We start from the raw sequence: 15,497 nt of genomic DNA, 5'->3' as shown, positions 1-15,497 counted from the left end.
CACTACAAGGAGTAAAAGGTTTGAAAGCAGCCATTGCGGTTATCGGCATCCTCGCGCTGAGCGGCTGTGCCAGCGACGGTCGGGCACTGTGGGCACAGGCATCGCCACAACAAGCCAGCGTGTGCCCCAAGCTCACCTCCGATCAGGAATTCGCCCTGAATCTGGCCCAGAACATGGCCGACGAAGGGCGCCTGCACGCCAGCCTGGCCAACCTGGAAGGGTTGCCGGACAGCCTCGGCGAGGTGCGTCTGCGCAAGGCTCGCGTATTAAGGCTGCTGGGCAGCAATGAAGCAGAGCCGCTGTATCGCAGCCTGCTGGGTACTTGCCGGGCAGCGCAAGGTGAACATGGATTGGGGCAACTGGCGGCAGCCCGAGGCGACAACGTGTCGGCTCAGCAGCACTTGCTCAAAGCCAGCAAACTGCAGCCAACCGACGAAAAGATCCGCAATGATCTGGGTGTGGTGTACCTCAATCAGTTGCAACTGGAGCAGGCGCGCTTTCAGTTCCTGACCGCGATGGAGCTTAAACAGTCTGACCCGCTGGCGGCGGTCAACCTCGCCACCCTTCTGATCTACCAGAACAACTGGACCCAAGCCGCCGAGCTGGCATCCAGATCAGGGCTGACACCCGCGCAGATCACCGATGCACAGGCCCGCGCCGAAAAACTGAAAAAGAACCTGCGCCCACCGCTGGCCTCAGCCGGCCCAGACCCAGCGCTGCCTGAGCAGCATGTTCGCCAGCCAACAGGAGTACAACCATGAGAAGCCTGATTGTCAGCATTGCCATGCTGCTGAGCGCAAGCAACACGCTGGCCAACGACGACGCGCGCCCACTTACCGAGCAAAAACAGACTGAAACCTGGCTGCAACTGCAGGCCAGCGGCAAGGCTGCATCACCTAAACCGCAGGCTGCCACGGCGGCGGAGCGCGACCTGAGCCTGCAACGCTGGCTTGACACGTATAAAAACAAAATCCCGGAATTCTACGAACAGGACGCTGGTGGCAGTTTTTCCTCGGGCAGCAAATAGCCTGTCCGTTTACCCCCGACACTGCACCTTACAACCTGCGCTCGGCAGGTTGCTGGGCACTCCGTTATCATGCGCATACTTTCGAGACTCGAGACTGCCATGCGTCGCTTGTTATGCCTGATGTTATTGATCCTGGCCCTGCCTGTTTCCGCAGCGGGTCTGCTGGACAGTCGCCCGTCGTCAACGCTGGGCGGTGGCTCGCTAGACAACAGCAAGGACTTCCTGCCTGTGCGTCAGGCCTTTCAGCTGAGCCTGATCGAAACCACACCGGAATCGATCAAGCTGAGGCTGGTCGCCACCGACGGCTACTACCTGTATCGCCATCGCTTCCAGTTCCGCACCGAACCGGCCGACATTGGTCTGGGCGAAGCGCAACTGCCCAAAGGTGAACAGAAGCACGATGAATACTTTGGCGATGTCGAGGTCTACCACGGCATTCTCGACATTGATCTGCCACGCAAACCCGGCGAACAGCGGCCCTTCACACTGGCGGTGACGTATCAGGGCTGCGCCGACAAGGGCCTGTGTTACCCGCCGGAAACCGAACGCCTGAGCATCGGTGATGTGGCTGCAAGCCCGGCCGGGGCAGTCTCCAGCCCAGCTCCAGCCAACACCTGGAGCTGGAAAGAACTCGCGCTGTTTTTCCTCGCAGGCGTAGGCCTGACCTTTACCCCTTGCGTACTGCCGATGCTGCCGATTCTGTCAGGCGTGGTGCTGCGCGGCCAGGTCGGCGGGTTGCGCGGCCTCAGCCTGTCGCTGGCCTACGTGCTGCCAATGGCAGCCTGTTTTGCACTGCTTGGCGCGCTGATGGGCGTATTCGGCGCAAGCCTGAATCTGCAGGCGCGTCTGCAATCGGCTTGGGTGCTGGTGCCGTTTGCAGCGTTTTTCGTGATTTTTGCCGTGGCAATGTTCGGGGCTTTCGAGCTGCGCCTGCCACAGTCGATCAGCTCACGCCTGGACCGCATCGCCGGCAAGACTGAAGGCGGTTCATTATGGGGCGCAGCCGTACTGGGCGTGGTCTCCAGCCTGCTGGTTTCGCCATGCGTATCGGCCCCGCTGGCCGGCGCTCTGCTGTACATCAGCGCCAGCGGCGATGCCATTGGTGGCGGGCTGAAACTGTTTGCACTGGGGCTCGGGATGGGTGCGCCACTGCTGTTGATCGCGACGGGTGGAGCCACATGGCTGCCGAAAAGCGGCCCTTGGCTGGTGACGGTGAAGAATGCGATCGGCGTGCTGCTGCTCGGTCTGGCGATCGGCCTGCTGAGTCGCGTGCTGCCGGGGCAAATCACCCTGCTGCTGGTTGGTCTGCTGTCGGCAGGCGTTGCCCTGTTTCTCGGCGCACTGGAGCGCACTGAAAAGACCACGCAGCAAAAACTGGCTCAATTGCTCGGTCTGGCGCTACTGGTCTACGCGCTCGCCTGCTGGTATGGCGCGCTTTCCGGGCAGACTGACCCCATGCGCCCATTGGGCCGCGAGTACGCCACCACAAACAACAGCGCAGTTGCCTCGACCTCATCTCAGTGGCAGACGGTAACCACTTCAGCCGAACTGGACCGCGTCATGCAGGAAGCGCAAAGCGCAGGCAAGCCGCTGCTGCTCGACTGGTACGCCGACTGGTGCATCAGTTGCAAGGTCATCGAACACGAAGTTCTGCCGGATCCTGACGTCGTCGCCAAGTTGGCGGGGCACAGCCTGATACGTTTCGACATGACCGACAGCACCTCAGAGCAGCGCGCACTGCTCGACCGCTACAAATTGTTCGGCCCGCCGGCCTTGCTGTTTTTCGCTAAAAACGGCGAAGAACTCTCCTCCGTTCGGATCGTCGGCGAAATCGACGCTGCAGGGCTGATAGAGCGCCTCAACAGCGCAAATGACCAAAACTAAAAGGCCAGTCACAAACTTTGCGCGAATATCGCTCATCGTGCTGGCTACTGTTGTTAACTGGACAGTCCATTGCCCTTCCGGCATAGTCGCCGGGCGTAAACAGCTCGCAGACAATAAAAGGAACACGCGATGGCGACTATCCTGGTCCTTCACGGGCCCAACCTGAACCTGCTGGGCACTCGGGAACCCGGGGTCTATGGCACCGTCACCCTGCCCCAGATCAACCAGGACCTGGAGCAGCGCGCTCGCGATGCCGGTCACCATCTGATGTACCTGCAAAGCAACGCCGAATACGAACTGATCGACCGCATTCACGCCGCCCGCGACGAAGGTGTGGATTTCATTTTGATCAATCCGGCCGCTTTTACGCACACAAGCGTTGCAATACGTGACGCGCTGATGGGAGTGAGCATCCCATTCATCGAAGTGCATTTATCAAACGTGCACAAACGCGAACCTTTCCGCCATCACTCCTACTTTTCAGACGTCGCTGTAGGAGTGATCTGCGGCCTTGGCGCCAGCGGATACCGCTTGGCTCTGGAAGCCGCCCTGGAACAATTGGCCGTTAGCGCCAAGCCATGACGAGTACAGCCTCAGGCTGTGCCGCATGACTTGAACCGGTCGCCAAAAGCCCTAACAGAACCTTGGGAGTTGATTAATGGATATTCGCAAAGTCAAGAAACTGATCGAATTGCTGGAAGAGTCCGGCATCGACGAATTAGAAATTCGTGAAGGCGAAGAATCCGTGCGGATCAGCCGCCACAGCAAGACTCCGGCGCAGCCTTACTACGCACCTGCCCCGGTTGCCGCGCCAGTCGCTGCACCAGCACCTGTTGCCGCTGCAGCGCCGGCTGCTGCAGAAGCCCCATCGGCTCCGAAACTGAACGGTTTTGTGGTCAAGTCGCCTATGGTCGGTACCTTCTACCTGACCCCGGCGCCTACTTCGCCTGCCTATGTCAAAGTCGGCCAGACCGTGAAGAAAGGCGACACCATCTGCATCGTCGAAGCGATGAAAATGATGAACCACATCACCGCAGAAGCCAGCGGCGTAATCGAATCTATCCTGGTAGAAAACGGTCAGCCGGTTGAGTTCGACCAGCCGCTGTTCACAATCGTTTGATCCGGGGAGAGCCTGCGATGTTGGAAAAAGTTCTGATCGCCAACCGCGGCGAAATTGCCTTGCGCATCTTGCGTGCCTGTAAAGAATTGGGCATCAAGACCGTCGCTGTACACTCAACGGCAGATCGCGAGTTGATGCACCTGGGCTTGGCGGACGAAACAGTCTGCATCGGCCCGGCACCGGCCAATCTGTCCTACCTGAACATTCCGGCGATTATCTCGGCCGCTGAAGTTACCGGCGCTACGGCGATCCACCCTGGCTACGGTTTCCTTGCAGAAAACGCCGATTTCGCCGAACAGGTCGAAAAATCAGGTTTTGCCTTCATCGGCCCCAAAGCAGAAACCATCCGCCTGATGGGCGACAAGGTTTCTGCCAAGGACGCCATGAAGCTGGCCAACGTACCGACCGTTCCGGGTTCCGACGGCCCGCTGCCGGAAGACGAAGAAATCGCTCTGCGCATCGGTCGCGAAGTAGGCTACCCGGTGATCATCAAGGCCGCCGGTGGCGGTGGTGGTCGCGGCATGCGTGTGGTTCATCGCGAAGAAGACCTGATCGAAGCCGCTGCCCAGACCCGCGCCGAAGCGGCTGCCTGGTTCAGCAACCCGATGGTCTACCTGGAAAAATACCTGACCAACCCGCGCCACGTGGAAGTCCAGGTCATTTCCGACGGCCAGGGCCAGGCGATTCATCTGGGCGACCGCGACTGCTCGCTGCAGCGCCGTCACCAGAAGGTTCTGGAAGAAGCACCGGCACCGTTCATCGATGAACAGGCACGTGCGGACGTACTCGCCGCCTGCGTCAAGGCATGTGTCGATATCGGCTACCGTGGCGCTGGCACTTTCGAGTTCCTCTACGAGAACGGCCGCTTCTACTTCATCGAAATGAACACCCGCGTTCAGGTGGAGCATCCGGTTTCGGAAATGGTCACCGGCATCGACATCGTCAAGGAGATGCTCAGCATCGCCGCCGGCAACAAACTGTCGTATACCCAGGATGACGTCGTCATCAAGGGCCATGCGCTGGAATGCCGGATCAACGCCGAAGACCCGAAAACCTTCGTGCCGAGCCCAGGTCTGGTCAAGCATTTCCATGCCCCAGGCGGCAATGGCGTACGGGTCGACTCGCACCTGTACAGCGGTTACAAAGTGCCATCCAACTACGACTCGTTGATCGGCAAAGTGATCACCTGGGGCGCGACCCGCGAAGAAGCCATGGCACGCATGCGCAACGCCCTGGACGAAATCGTGGTTGACGGGATCAAGACCAATATCCCGTTGCACCGTGATCTGACTCGCGATGAAGGCTTCTGCGAAGGCGGCGTCAACATCCACTACCTGGAGCACAAACTGGCCAATCAATAAGCCAGTGTGTTTCAAAACGACAAAGCCGCAGAGATGCGGCTTTGTTGTTTGCAGCGCATAGCAGTAAACTTGCCCGCTTCCTGCGGCCATATCGGCCCTGTCAGCCGCACTCATATTCAGATCGAAGGTAATCCGCCATGCCTTGGCTGCAAGTCCGCCTCGCCATCAGCCCAGAACAAGCCGAAACCTACGAAGATGCGCTTCTTGAAGTCGGCGCCGTGTCCGTGACCTTCATGGACGCCGAAGACCAGCCGATTTTCGAGCCGGAACTCAACACCACGCCGCTGTGGACGCACACTCACCTGCTCGCCCTGTTCGAGGCCGACACCAACGCGCAACTGGCGCTGGCGCACCTGAGCCTGCTGACCGGGGAAGAATTGCCTGAACACAGCGCCGAAGTCATCGAAGATCAGGACTGGGAACGCAGCTGGATGGATAATTTCCAGCCCATGTGTTTCGGCCAGCGCCTGTGGATCGTGCCTAGCTGGCACGCTGCGCCACAACCAGATGCCGTGAACCTGCTGCTCGACCCGGGCCTGGCATTCGGCACCGGCACGCACCCGACCACCGCCCTCTGCCTCGAATGGCTGGACGGCCAGGACCTCCAGGGCTGCCACGTACTGGATTTCGGCTGCGGCTCGGGCATTCTGGCCATCGCTGCGCTGCTGCTGGGCGCCGAGCAGGCCGTCGGCACCGACATTGATGTTCAGGCGCTGGAAGCCTCTCGCGACAATGCCGGACGTAACAACATCGCTGCCGAGCGTTTCCCGCTGTACCTGCCCGAAGACCTGCCGCCTCAGCAGGCTGATGTGCTGGTCGCCAACATTCTGGCTGGCCCGCTGGTTTCTCTCGCACCACAACTGGCAACGCTGATCAGGACCGGTGGTCGCCTGGCTTTGTCAGGCATCCTCGCCGAACAAGGTGAAGAAGTCGCTGCGGCCTATGCTGACAGCTTTGATCTGGACCCGATCGCAAACCGAGATGGCTGGGTACGCATCACGGGACGCCGCCGTTAACCGCCGCTTCAACCGGACAGCCGCATGACCGACAGTTTTGTCACCCAGTGCCCGCACTGCCAGACCAGTTTCAGAGTCAGTCACGCTCAACTGAGCGTGGCCCGGGGCGTAGTGCGTTGCGGAGCCTGCCTGCAGGTTTTCAACGCCGCCCGGCAGTTGCTGGAACAGCGTGCTATCGATGACTCCGAAAAAGCGCCACCGGCCAGCGTGCCGGTCGTGCTCGAGCAACCTCGCCCAGAGCCCCTTCCGGAGCACGAGCCAGTGCCGATTCCGGAACGTGCGCCCGAACCGGAAAAAGCGGTCGAGGAAGACGACCCCTGGCAGGTCAGCGAAATGGACCTCGACAACCTGAACCTGGACGAAGAGCTGGCGCGCCTCGAACGGCGAGAAACACGCCGCCCCGACACCTTTGGGCGGTCGGTCAGCAAGGTCGACGATGAGCCGGTGAACCTGAGCGCGAAGCGCGATACCCATCAGACCGAAGAAGCGGCCTGGGTTGACACACTGCACAACGACGACGTCGAACATCTGCCAGAGCTGCACGCCGAAGTCATCCCCGACAGCGATTCGACCGAAGATGCGGCCCCTCTGTCGCCTGCTGACCGGGACCGTACCGAGCCATCCCTGAGCCTCGACAAGGACCTGGACGACGACGAGCCAGACATGCCGGTCATCATCTCGCGCAAAACACCGCCAGCCGAGAAAGCTGAACGCTGGTCAGCTGTGGATGACGACGAAGACGATGCCCCCCATGACGACGACCACGAGCCAGAGCCGGACCCGCGCAGCAAACGCGGACGCAACGAGCCTGCGGTTCGCGATCAGACACTTCTGGACCTCAGCGATGACCCGCTGCAGCTGGATTGGCAGCGTCCCAAACCCCGCTGGGGCCGCCGTCTGGCCTGGGGCTTGCTGGTAGTGCTGGCGCTGGCAGGGCTGGCTGGTCAGTACGTCTGGTATCACTTTGACCAACTCGCGCGCCAGGATCAGTATCGACCGTGGTTTCAGCAGATCTGCCCGCAGATCGGCTGCAAGGTGCCGTCGAAAGTCGATATCTCACAGCTCAAGAGCAGCAACCTCATCGTACGCAGCCACCCTGAATTCCAGGGAGCTCTGGTGGTTGACGCGATCATCTATAACCGTGCGCCGTTTTCACAGCCCTTTCCCCTGCTCGAGCTGCGTTTTTCCGATACCGGCGGTCAGTTGATTGCCAGTCGTCGATTCAAGCCCAGCGAATACCTGAGCGGTGAAATGGCCGGCAAAGAGGAGATGCCACCGCAGACGCCAATCCATATTGCGCTGGACATCCTTGATCCTGGCGCCAAAGCGGTGAATTACAGCCTGAACTTCCGCTCTCCCGAATGAGTGCTTTACGCCGAAGAGACACACAGCGTCTAAACTGAAAAAGGCGCTCTGCTCACCGGAAGCCTGCACGATCGCCGAAGTTTTTCCTCTGGATGCACCGAAAATGCGCGGCGGATGCCTGCAAAAGAACTGTTCAGATTTTATCCAATTCAGCCTTTATCCAGTCATCGAGAGCGGGTATCATGCCAACCCTTTTTCAAACTCTCGGTTCGATTCGGGAGTGGCGCAGACGGCTGGCTGGACAGGCCGTTGCAGACCGGGTGAAACGGTTTTTTACACGGCCTGCGGATGATTTGGCCTCCACTACAGGTAAGGCTATGTCGGCAGTACGCATCGGCCCATATACAGTGCATAACGGCTTGATTCTCGCCCCGATGGCGGGCGTCACCGACCAGCCTTTCCGTCAGCTGTGCCGACAACTCGGCGCCGGTCTGGTGGTGTCGGAAATGGTCACCAGTGACATGAGCCTGTGGAACAGCCGCAAATCGCGTCTGCGCATGATCCACGAAGGTGATCCCGAGCCACGCTCGGTGCAGATCGCCGGAGGTGATCCGCAGATGCTGGCAAACGCAGCGCGTGCCAATGTCGAACTGGGCGCCCAGATCATCGACATCAACATGGGTTGCCCGGCCAAGAAGGTCTGCAACAAGGCGGCGGGTTCGGCGCTGCTGAAAGACGAGCAACTGGTCAATGACATCCTGCAGGCCGTCGTGGCTGCGGTGGATGTGCCGGTAACGCTGAAGATCCGCACCGGCTGGGATCGCGACAACCGCAATGGCCTGACAGTGGCGAAAATTGCCGAGCAGGCAGGTATTCAGGCGCTGGCGGTACATGGGCGAACCCGTGCCGACCTTTACACCGGCGAAGCCGAATACGACACCATCGCCGCGATCAAGCAGGCGGTGTCGATCCCGGTCTTCGCCAATGGCGACATCGATTCACCGGAAAAGGCCCGGCGCGTGCTTCAGGCCACCGGCGCAGACGGGTTGTTGATTGGCAGGGCCGCTCAGGGGCGTCCCTGGATTTTTCGCGAGATAGAACACTATCTGCTCACCGGAGAAACACTTCCGGCCCTGCAGTTGAGTGAAGTGGAACGCATTCTGCTTGAGCATCTGGCAGCGCTTCACGCGTTCTATGGAGACGTGATGGGTGTGCGCATTGCGCGCAAACACGTCGGCTGGTATCTCGCAACCCTGCCGGGCGCCAGAGAGTTCCGCGCCCGTTTCAATCGTTTGGACGATACAGATGCACAGTGCGCCAACGTTCGGGAGTTCTTCAGCCAAGGCTGCAAGGGCCCGGATAACCAGAATGATAAAGAGGTGGCCGCATGACGTTGATGACCGAGACTTTAGTGAGTGGAACAACACCCGTGAGCGACAATGTCAATTTGAAACAGCACCTCAACACGCCGAGCGAAGAGGGTCAGACCCTGCGCGGAAGTGTCGAGAAGGCGCTGCACAATTATTTCGCCCACCTCGAAGGCGCATCCGTCACTGACGTCTACAACCTGGTGTTGTCGGAGGTCGAGGCGCCACTTCTTGAAAGCGTGATGAACTACGTGAAGGGCAACCAGACGAAAGCCTCCGAGCTGCTGGGCCTGAACCGAGGCACCTTGCGCAAGAAACTCAAACAGTACGATCTGCTTTAAAGCATTCAAAACAGAAAAGGCGACCTTGCACCGTGGTCGCTTTTTTTTGCTGACTTCTTTTGCTTTTGATGGAAATCGAGATGACCGACCAGATTACCCGCCTGCCGATCCGCCGCGCCCTGATCAGCGTATCCGACAAGACCGGAATCCTTGAGTTTGCCCGCGAGCTAGAAGCGCTGGGCGTCGAGATCCTCTCCACTGGCGGTACGTTCAAGCTGCTCAAGGACAATGGCGTTGCGGCAGTCGAAGTGGCCGACTACACCGGCTTCGCTGAAATGATGGACGGTCGGGTCAAGACCCTGCACCCCATGATCCACGGCGGCATTCTGGGTCGTCGCGGTACCGACGACGCGATCATGAACGAACACGGCATCAAGCCGATCGATCTGGTAGCCGTCAATCTGTATCCGTTTGAAGCCACTGTTTCCAAGCCAGGCTGCGACCTGCCGACCGCCATCGAGAACATTGATATCGGCGGCCCGACCATGGTCCGTTCTGCAGCAAAGAACCATAAAGATGTCGCCATCGTGGTCAATGCAGGCGATTACGGCCAGGTACTGGAAAGCCTCAAGGCTGGAGGCCTGACCTACGCACAGCGTTTCGACCTGATGCTCAAGGCCTTCGAACACACTGCGGCCTACGACGGCATGATTGCCAACTACCTGGGTGGCGTCGACCAGACTGCCGACACCCTGAGCACCGAAGGCCGCAGCCAATTCCCGCGCACTTTCAACACCCAGTTCGTCAAGGCTCAGGAAATGCGCTACGGCGAGAACCCGCACCAGAGCGCGGCGTTCTACGTGGAAGCCAAGCCGGCCGAAGTCGGTATCGCCACTGCGACCCAGTTGCAAGGCAAGGAACTGTCGTTCAACAACGTTGCCGACACCGATGCTGCGCTGGAGTGCGTCAAGAGCTTCGTCAAGCCCGCCTGCGTTATCGTCAAGCACGCCAACCCGTGCGGCGTAGCAGTCTGCCCTGACGACGAAGGCGGCATTCGCCAGGCCTACGAACTGGCCTATGCCACCGACGCCGAATCGGCATTTGGCGGCATAATCGCGTTCAACCGCGAGCTGGACGCTGCAACGGCCAAGGCCATCGTCGAACGCCAGTTCGTTGAAGTCATCATCGCCCCAAGCGTCAGCGCCGAAGCCCGCACCATCGTGGCCAGCAAAGCCAACGTGCGTCTGCTTACCAGTGGCCAGTGGAGCGAGCGTCTTCCGGCCTGGGACTACAAACGCGTCAACGGTGGCCTGCTGGTGCAAAGCCGCGACATCGGCATGATCACCTCGGATGACCTCAAGGTCGTTACCCGGCGTGCGCCTACCGAACACGAAATGCATGACCTGATCTTCGCCTGGAAAGTCGCCAAGTACGTGAAGTCCAACGCCATTGTCTACGCCCGTAACCGCCAGACCATCGGCGTCGGCGCAGGTCAGATGAGCCGCGTGAACTCCGCGCGCATCGCCGCGATCAAGGCAGAGCATGCCGGTCTGCAGGTGCAAGGAGCAGTCATGGCGTCCGATGCATTTTTCCCGTTCCGCGATGGTATCGACAACGCGGCCAAGGTCGGCATCACTGCCGTCATCCAGCCAGGCGGCTCGATGCGCGACAACGAAGTGATTGCTGCGGCAGACGAAGCCGGCATTGCGATGGTGTTCACCGGCATGCGCCACTTCAGGCATTAATCAGAAAAACGGTCGCACTGTCACAGGTTTGTGCTTCGCTGGACGGGGCTTCGCTGATGCACATTGCCAACAGGCAATCGGGCTCAGCGAAGTCCGCTCCGCCTCGCATGCACCCGCGCCATTGCGGCCTCGTACTGCGGCACTGGTCGTCATCGACACAGCGCGTACTCCAGAACCAGCGTCATCGAGGTTTTTGAAATGAATGTTTTGATCATCGGCAGCGGCGGTCGTGAACACGCCCTGGCCTGGAAAGTAGCTCAGGACCCACGTATTCAGAAGGTGTTTGTCGCACCTGGCAATGCGGGCACTGCGATCGAGGCAAAGTGCGAGAACGTGGCCATCGACGTTCTGGCACTGGAACAACTGGCGGATTTCGCAGAAAAGAATGTTTCCCTGACCATCGTCGGCCCGGAAGTGCCGCTGGTTGCGGGTGTCGTCGACCTGTTCCGCAGTCGCGGCCTGGATTGCTTTGGTCCGACCGCCGCTGCTGCGCAGCTCGAAGGCTCCAAGGCGTTCACCAAGGATTTCCTGGCACGTCACAAGATCCCCACGGCCGACTACCAGAACTTCACCGACATCGAGCCTGCGCTGGCCTACCTGCGTGAAAAAGGTGCGCCGATCGTCATCAAGGCCGATGGCCTGGCCGCCGGCAAGGGCGTCATCGTCGCCATGACCCTGGCAGAAGCCGAAGATGCAGTTCGCGACATGCTGGCAGGCAATGCTTTCGGCGACGCGGGCTCGCGGGTAGTAATCGAAGAGTTTCTGGACGGCGAGGAAGCCAGCTTCATCGTCATGGTCGACGGCAAGAATGTGCTGCCCATGGCCACCAGCCAGGATCACAAACGGGTCGGCGATGGCGACAGCGGTCCGAACACCGGGGGCATGGGTGCCTACTCCCCTGCCCCGGTAGTGACTGCCGAGGTTCATCAACGTGTCATGGACCTGGTCATCTGGCCGACCGTCCGGGGCATGGCCGAGGAAGGCAACGTCTACACCGGTTTCCTCTATGCTGGTCTGATGATCGACAAGGCTGGCAACCCCAAGGTGATCGAGTTCAACTGCCGCTTTGGCGATCCGGAAACACAGCCGGTCATGTTGCGTCTGCAATCGAGCCTGGTATTGCTGGTCGAAGCAGCTCTGGCGCAGGCGCTGGACAAGGTCGAAGCACAATGGGACCCGCGTCCGAGCCTGGGTATCGTGCTGGCAGCTGGCGGTTATCCTGGCGATTACGCCAAAGGAGCGGTCATCAATGGACTGGACGCTGCCGCACAACTGCAAGGCAAGATATTCCACGCAGGCACCGCCTTGCAGGATGATCGTGTCGTGACCAGCGGCGGTCGTGTACTGTGTGCCACAGCATTGGGTGACAGCGTGGGCAGTGCGCAAAAAAACGCCTACGCGCTGGCAGCGAAAGTCGATTGGCAAGGTTGTTTTTATCGTAATGACATTGGCTACCGTGCCATTGCCCGCGAGCGTGGCGAAGAACAGGAATAATCGACCGGGCTGGCACCTGATCAAAGGTGCTGGCCGGTTTACCTGGCGTTGCGCGGTTTACCTGGCATTCACTCACGAAGGGATTTCATAGTGCGCTGGCTCAGGATTGCCATAGCCTCAACTGTCGGACTGCTGACCTTGCTGTTCATGCTTTCGGCTCAGGCAGAGCATGGCGCAGGCTGGTCAACGCTGCTCGACGAAAAAGCCAGCCTGACGCTGGATGAAATCCGCTCGGCGCGCTATCAGAATCAGTTCAGCCCCATCGAACTGGAGCGCGTCACGGCGACAGATCACAGCGGTGCGGTCTGGCTGCATTACCGGCTGCATCCCACGCAGCATGAGCAACTCCTGCGCATCTTTGCACCTGACCTTGCCAGCGCAGACATGTACGTCATGGATGGCGACCGACTGGTTGATCACTTGCGCACCGGCAATGACGTGCCTCTGGAAGATCAACGCCTGCCGTCCAACGATTTCCTGCTGCCAATCCCGCAAAGTGCGGCTTCACTGGATATCTACCTGAGGCTTGTATCGGCTCAGAAAATGCGCCCCAGTATCACCCTGGAGCCAGCCATCGAGAGCGCTGCCAACGAGACCGAACCGTTACTGTTCGGCCTGCTGTTTGGCGCGTTGGCGATGCTGATCGTACAGAACCTGACACGGTTCGGGCATACGCGTTCACGCAGCAATCTGTGGCTGGCGGCCTGCGAATCCCTGCTCGGGCTCAGCGCCCTGCTGCTGCTGAATCTGCTCCGCCCGATCGACCCCTGGCACATTGCGCAGACACCCAGTTCGCATCTGGCGCTGCTGCTGGCCGCTGTCGCAGGTCTGATCTACACCTATTGCTTCTTCATTCATCGTCGGGCGCGCAAGCTGGATCGCCTGTTGCTGGGCATTGCAGCGCTCATGGGCCTCGGCGCTCTGGTGGTGCTGTCCGACAGCAGTCTGCCGATCAATATCCTGACTTTCGTTCTGGTCTCCATCACGACGCTGAGCATTCTTGCCGTATCCATGTGGCACTGGCAAAAGGGCTATCGCTCCGCGCGGCTGTTCGTGTTCGGGATGATCACCTTCAATATCGGTTACATGGTGGTGTTGCCAGGCCTGCTGTGGTTGAGCCTGGTGCCGCCACAATGGCTGATACTCGCGCTGCTCAGCGTTTTCTGCATCAGCGGCCTGCTGATGAGCCTGGCACTCGGCGAACGTCATCGCAGCATCACCGAAGACCGCTTCAGCCTCAGCCGCGATCAGGCAGCCAGTACTGCCGAAATCAATGCCAAGGCAGAGTTTCTGGCCAAGATCAGTCATGAGATCCGTACGCCCATGAACGGCGTGCTGGGCATGACCGAACTGCTGCTCGGCACGCCCCTGTCAGTCAAACAGCGCGACTATGTGCAGACTATCCACAGTGCCGGCAATGAACTGCTGACATTGATCAACGAGATTCTGGACATCACCAAGCTGGAGTCAGGGCAGATCGAACTCGATGACGTGCAATTCGATATCGCCGCGCTGGTCGAGGACTGCCTGAACATTTTCCGCGCCAAGGCCGAAAAACAGCAGGTGGAGCTGATCAGTCTGATCCAGCCGCAGGTGCCTCGCGTCATCAATGGCGACCCGACCCGTCTGCGCCAGACGCTGCTGAGCCTGCTGGAAAATGCGCTGAAGAACACCGACGAAGGCGAGATTCTGCTGGCTGTTGCGCTGGATACCTCGAAGTCCGGCAGCCATCGCCTGCGCATATCGGTCCAGGACAGCGGAGAATCGCTCTCCGATGAAGAAAGGGACGAATTGCTGCACGCTGAATTGCACAGCAGGAATTTCCTGGCCAGCAGCAGGCTGGGCGGCCACTTGGGGTTGGTCATCGCGCGTCAGCTGATCGTCCTGATGGACGGCGAATTCGGCATCCAGAGCAGCGGCATTAAAGGCAACATGCTTTGGCTGACGCTGCCAATGGACGCAAGCCTGCTCGAGCAGCCGACCATTGACCTGGACAGCCCTCTGAAGGATGCCCGCGTACTGGTTGTCGATGACAATGACACCTGCCGCAAGGTGCTGGTCCAGCAATGTAGCGCGTGGGGCTTGAATGTCAGCGCTGTCGCTTCCGGCAAGGAAGCGCTGGCGCTGCTCAGGACCAAGGCGCACTTGCGGGATTATTTCGATGTGGTTCTGCTCGATCAGAACATGCCCGGTATGACGGGTATGCAGCTGGCAGCCAAGATCAAGGAAGATCCAAGCCTCAATCATGACATTCTGCTGATCATGCTGACAGGCATCAGCAATGCGCCGAGCAAGATCATCGCGCGCAATTCAGGCATCAAGCGCATTCTGGCCAAACCGGTGGCAGGCTATACGCTCAAGACCACGCTGGCCGATGAGCTGACCCAGCTGAACAAAGGCGTGACTGCCTCCAAGGCCAACAACGTGCCGAACATTCCGGCCAGCGTGCCCGGCGACTTTCGCATTCTGGTGGCCGAAGACAACAGCATTTCGACCAAAGTGATCCGGGGCATGCTCGGCAAGCTCAACCTGAACCCCGACACCGCCAGCAATGGCGAAGAAGCACTGCGCGCCATGAAAGCGCAGCGTTACGACCTGGTACTGATGGACTGTGAAATGCCGATACTGGACGGGTTCTCGGCCACCGAGCAATTGCGTGCATGGGAAGTCGGCAATCAGCGCGTGCGCACACCCGTCGTTGCACTGACCGCGCATATTCTCGCCGAGCACAAGGATCGCGCACGTCAGGCGGGCATGGACGGTCATATGGCCAAGCCCATCGAGCTGTCCCAACTGCGCGAACTCGTGGAGCATTGGGTCGCTCATCGCGAAAAGGCTCGCGGGCTGACCTCGGCTGGCGAACTGTATCAGCAGAACTGACACCGCTACGGGAAGCC

The 15,497-nt window shown here is 59.7% G+C and carries 13 protein-coding genes; all 13 read left to right on the top strand.

What is annotated here, in order from left to right:
- Window positions 1-20 precede the first annotated feature (20 nt).
- The 13 genes from POR16_RS03025 to retS all read left to right on the top strand — a co-directional run bounded on the left by POR16_RS03025 (window position 21) and on the right by retS (window position 15,480).
- Entirely contained in the window at window positions 21-761 is a 741-nt protein-coding gene (locus tag POR16_RS03025; RefSeq protein WP_024670340.1) for a tetratricopeptide repeat protein, read from the top strand.
- Window positions 758-1,027: a DUF3613 domain-containing protein gene (locus POR16_RS03020; RefSeq protein ID WP_005888667.1), complete on the top strand. Its 270-nt coding sequence runs from the start codon at window positions 758-760 to the stop codon at window positions 1,025-1,027. Before POR16_RS03025 ends, POR16_RS03020 begins: the two co-directional genes overlap by 4 nt.
- Window positions 1,028-1,126: 99 nt before the next feature.
- Window positions 1,127-2,911 (top strand): protein-disulfide reductase DsbD, encoded by a 1,785-nt coding sequence (locus POR16_RS03015; RefSeq protein WP_005888666.1) that lies wholly within the window; start codon window positions 1,127-1,129, stop codon window positions 2,909-2,911.
- A 129-nt stretch (window positions 2,912-3,040) separates the two neighbouring features.
- Complete coding sequence (aroQ, locus tag POR16_RS03010) at window positions 3,041-3,493, top strand: type II 3-dehydroquinate dehydratase (RefSeq protein ID WP_005888664.1); 453 nt, start codon at window positions 3,041-3,043, stop codon at window positions 3,491-3,493.
- Window positions 3,494-3,569: 76 nt separating this feature from the next.
- The gene (gene accB, locus POR16_RS03005) at window positions 3,570-4,031 is read left to right on the top strand and encodes an acetyl-CoA carboxylase biotin carboxyl carrier protein (protein WP_005888663.1); all 462 of its coding nucleotides are present in this window, start codon (window positions 3,570-3,572) and stop codon (window positions 4,029-4,031) included.
- A gap of 17 nt (window positions 4,032-4,048) precedes the next feature.
- The gene (accC, locus tag POR16_RS03000; protein ID WP_005888662.1) at window positions 4,049-5,392 is read left to right on the top strand and encodes an acetyl-CoA carboxylase biotin carboxylase subunit; all 1,344 of its coding nucleotides are present in this window, start codon (window positions 4,049-4,051) and stop codon (window positions 5,390-5,392) included.
- Between the two features lie 137 nt (window positions 5,393-5,529).
- Entirely contained in the window at window positions 5,530-6,408 is an 879-nt protein-coding gene (gene prmA, locus POR16_RS02995) for a 50S ribosomal protein L11 methyltransferase (RefSeq protein ID WP_024670345.1), read from the top strand.
- Window positions 6,409-6,432: 24 nt separating this feature from the next.
- Window positions 6,433-7,773 carry a DUF3426 domain-containing protein gene (locus POR16_RS02990; RefSeq protein WP_005888659.1) on the top strand — a complete coding sequence of 447 codons (1,341 nt, stop codon included), beginning with the start codon at window positions 6,433-6,435 and terminating at the stop codon, window positions 7,771-7,773.
- Between the two features lie 317 nt (window positions 7,774-8,090).
- Window positions 8,091-9,104 carry a tRNA dihydrouridine synthase DusB gene (gene dusB / locus POR16_RS02985; RefSeq protein WP_005888658.1) on the top strand — a complete coding sequence of 338 codons (1,014 nt, stop codon included), beginning with the start codon at window positions 8,091-8,093 and terminating at the stop codon, window positions 9,102-9,104.
- Complete coding sequence (gene fis, locus POR16_RS02980; RefSeq protein WP_005888657.1) at window positions 9,101-9,421, top strand: DNA-binding transcriptional regulator Fis; 321 nt, start codon at window positions 9,101-9,103, stop codon at window positions 9,419-9,421. Before dusB ends, fis begins: the two co-directional genes overlap by 4 nt.
- A gap of 80 nt (window positions 9,422-9,501) precedes the next feature.
- Complete coding sequence (purH, locus tag POR16_RS02975) at window positions 9,502-11,106, top strand: bifunctional phosphoribosylaminoimidazolecarboxamide formyltransferase/IMP cyclohydrolase (RefSeq protein WP_005888656.1); 1,605 nt, start codon at window positions 9,502-9,504, stop codon at window positions 11,104-11,106.
- A 198-nt stretch (window positions 11,107-11,304) separates the two neighbouring features.
- Window positions 11,305-12,600, top strand: a complete 1,296-nt coding sequence (gene purD, locus POR16_RS02970) for a phosphoribosylamine--glycine ligase (RefSeq protein WP_024690953.1) — start codon at window positions 11,305-11,307, stop codon at window positions 12,598-12,600.
- A 90-nt stretch (window positions 12,601-12,690) separates the two neighbouring features.
- A complete protein-coding gene (gene retS / locus POR16_RS02965) occupies window positions 12,691-15,480 on the top strand; it encodes a hybrid sensor histidine kinase/response regulator RetS (protein ID WP_005888652.1) in 2,790 nt (929 codons plus the stop codon).
- Window positions 15,481-15,497 lie beyond the last annotated feature (17 nt).

Source organism: Pseudomonas coronafaciens pv. oryzae str. 1_6 (assembly GCF_000156995.2).
GTDB lineage: Bacteria > Pseudomonadota > Gammaproteobacteria > Pseudomonadales > Pseudomonadaceae > Aquipseudomonas > Aquipseudomonas tremae.
This window is presented reverse-complemented; position numbering and strand designations above follow the sequence as displayed.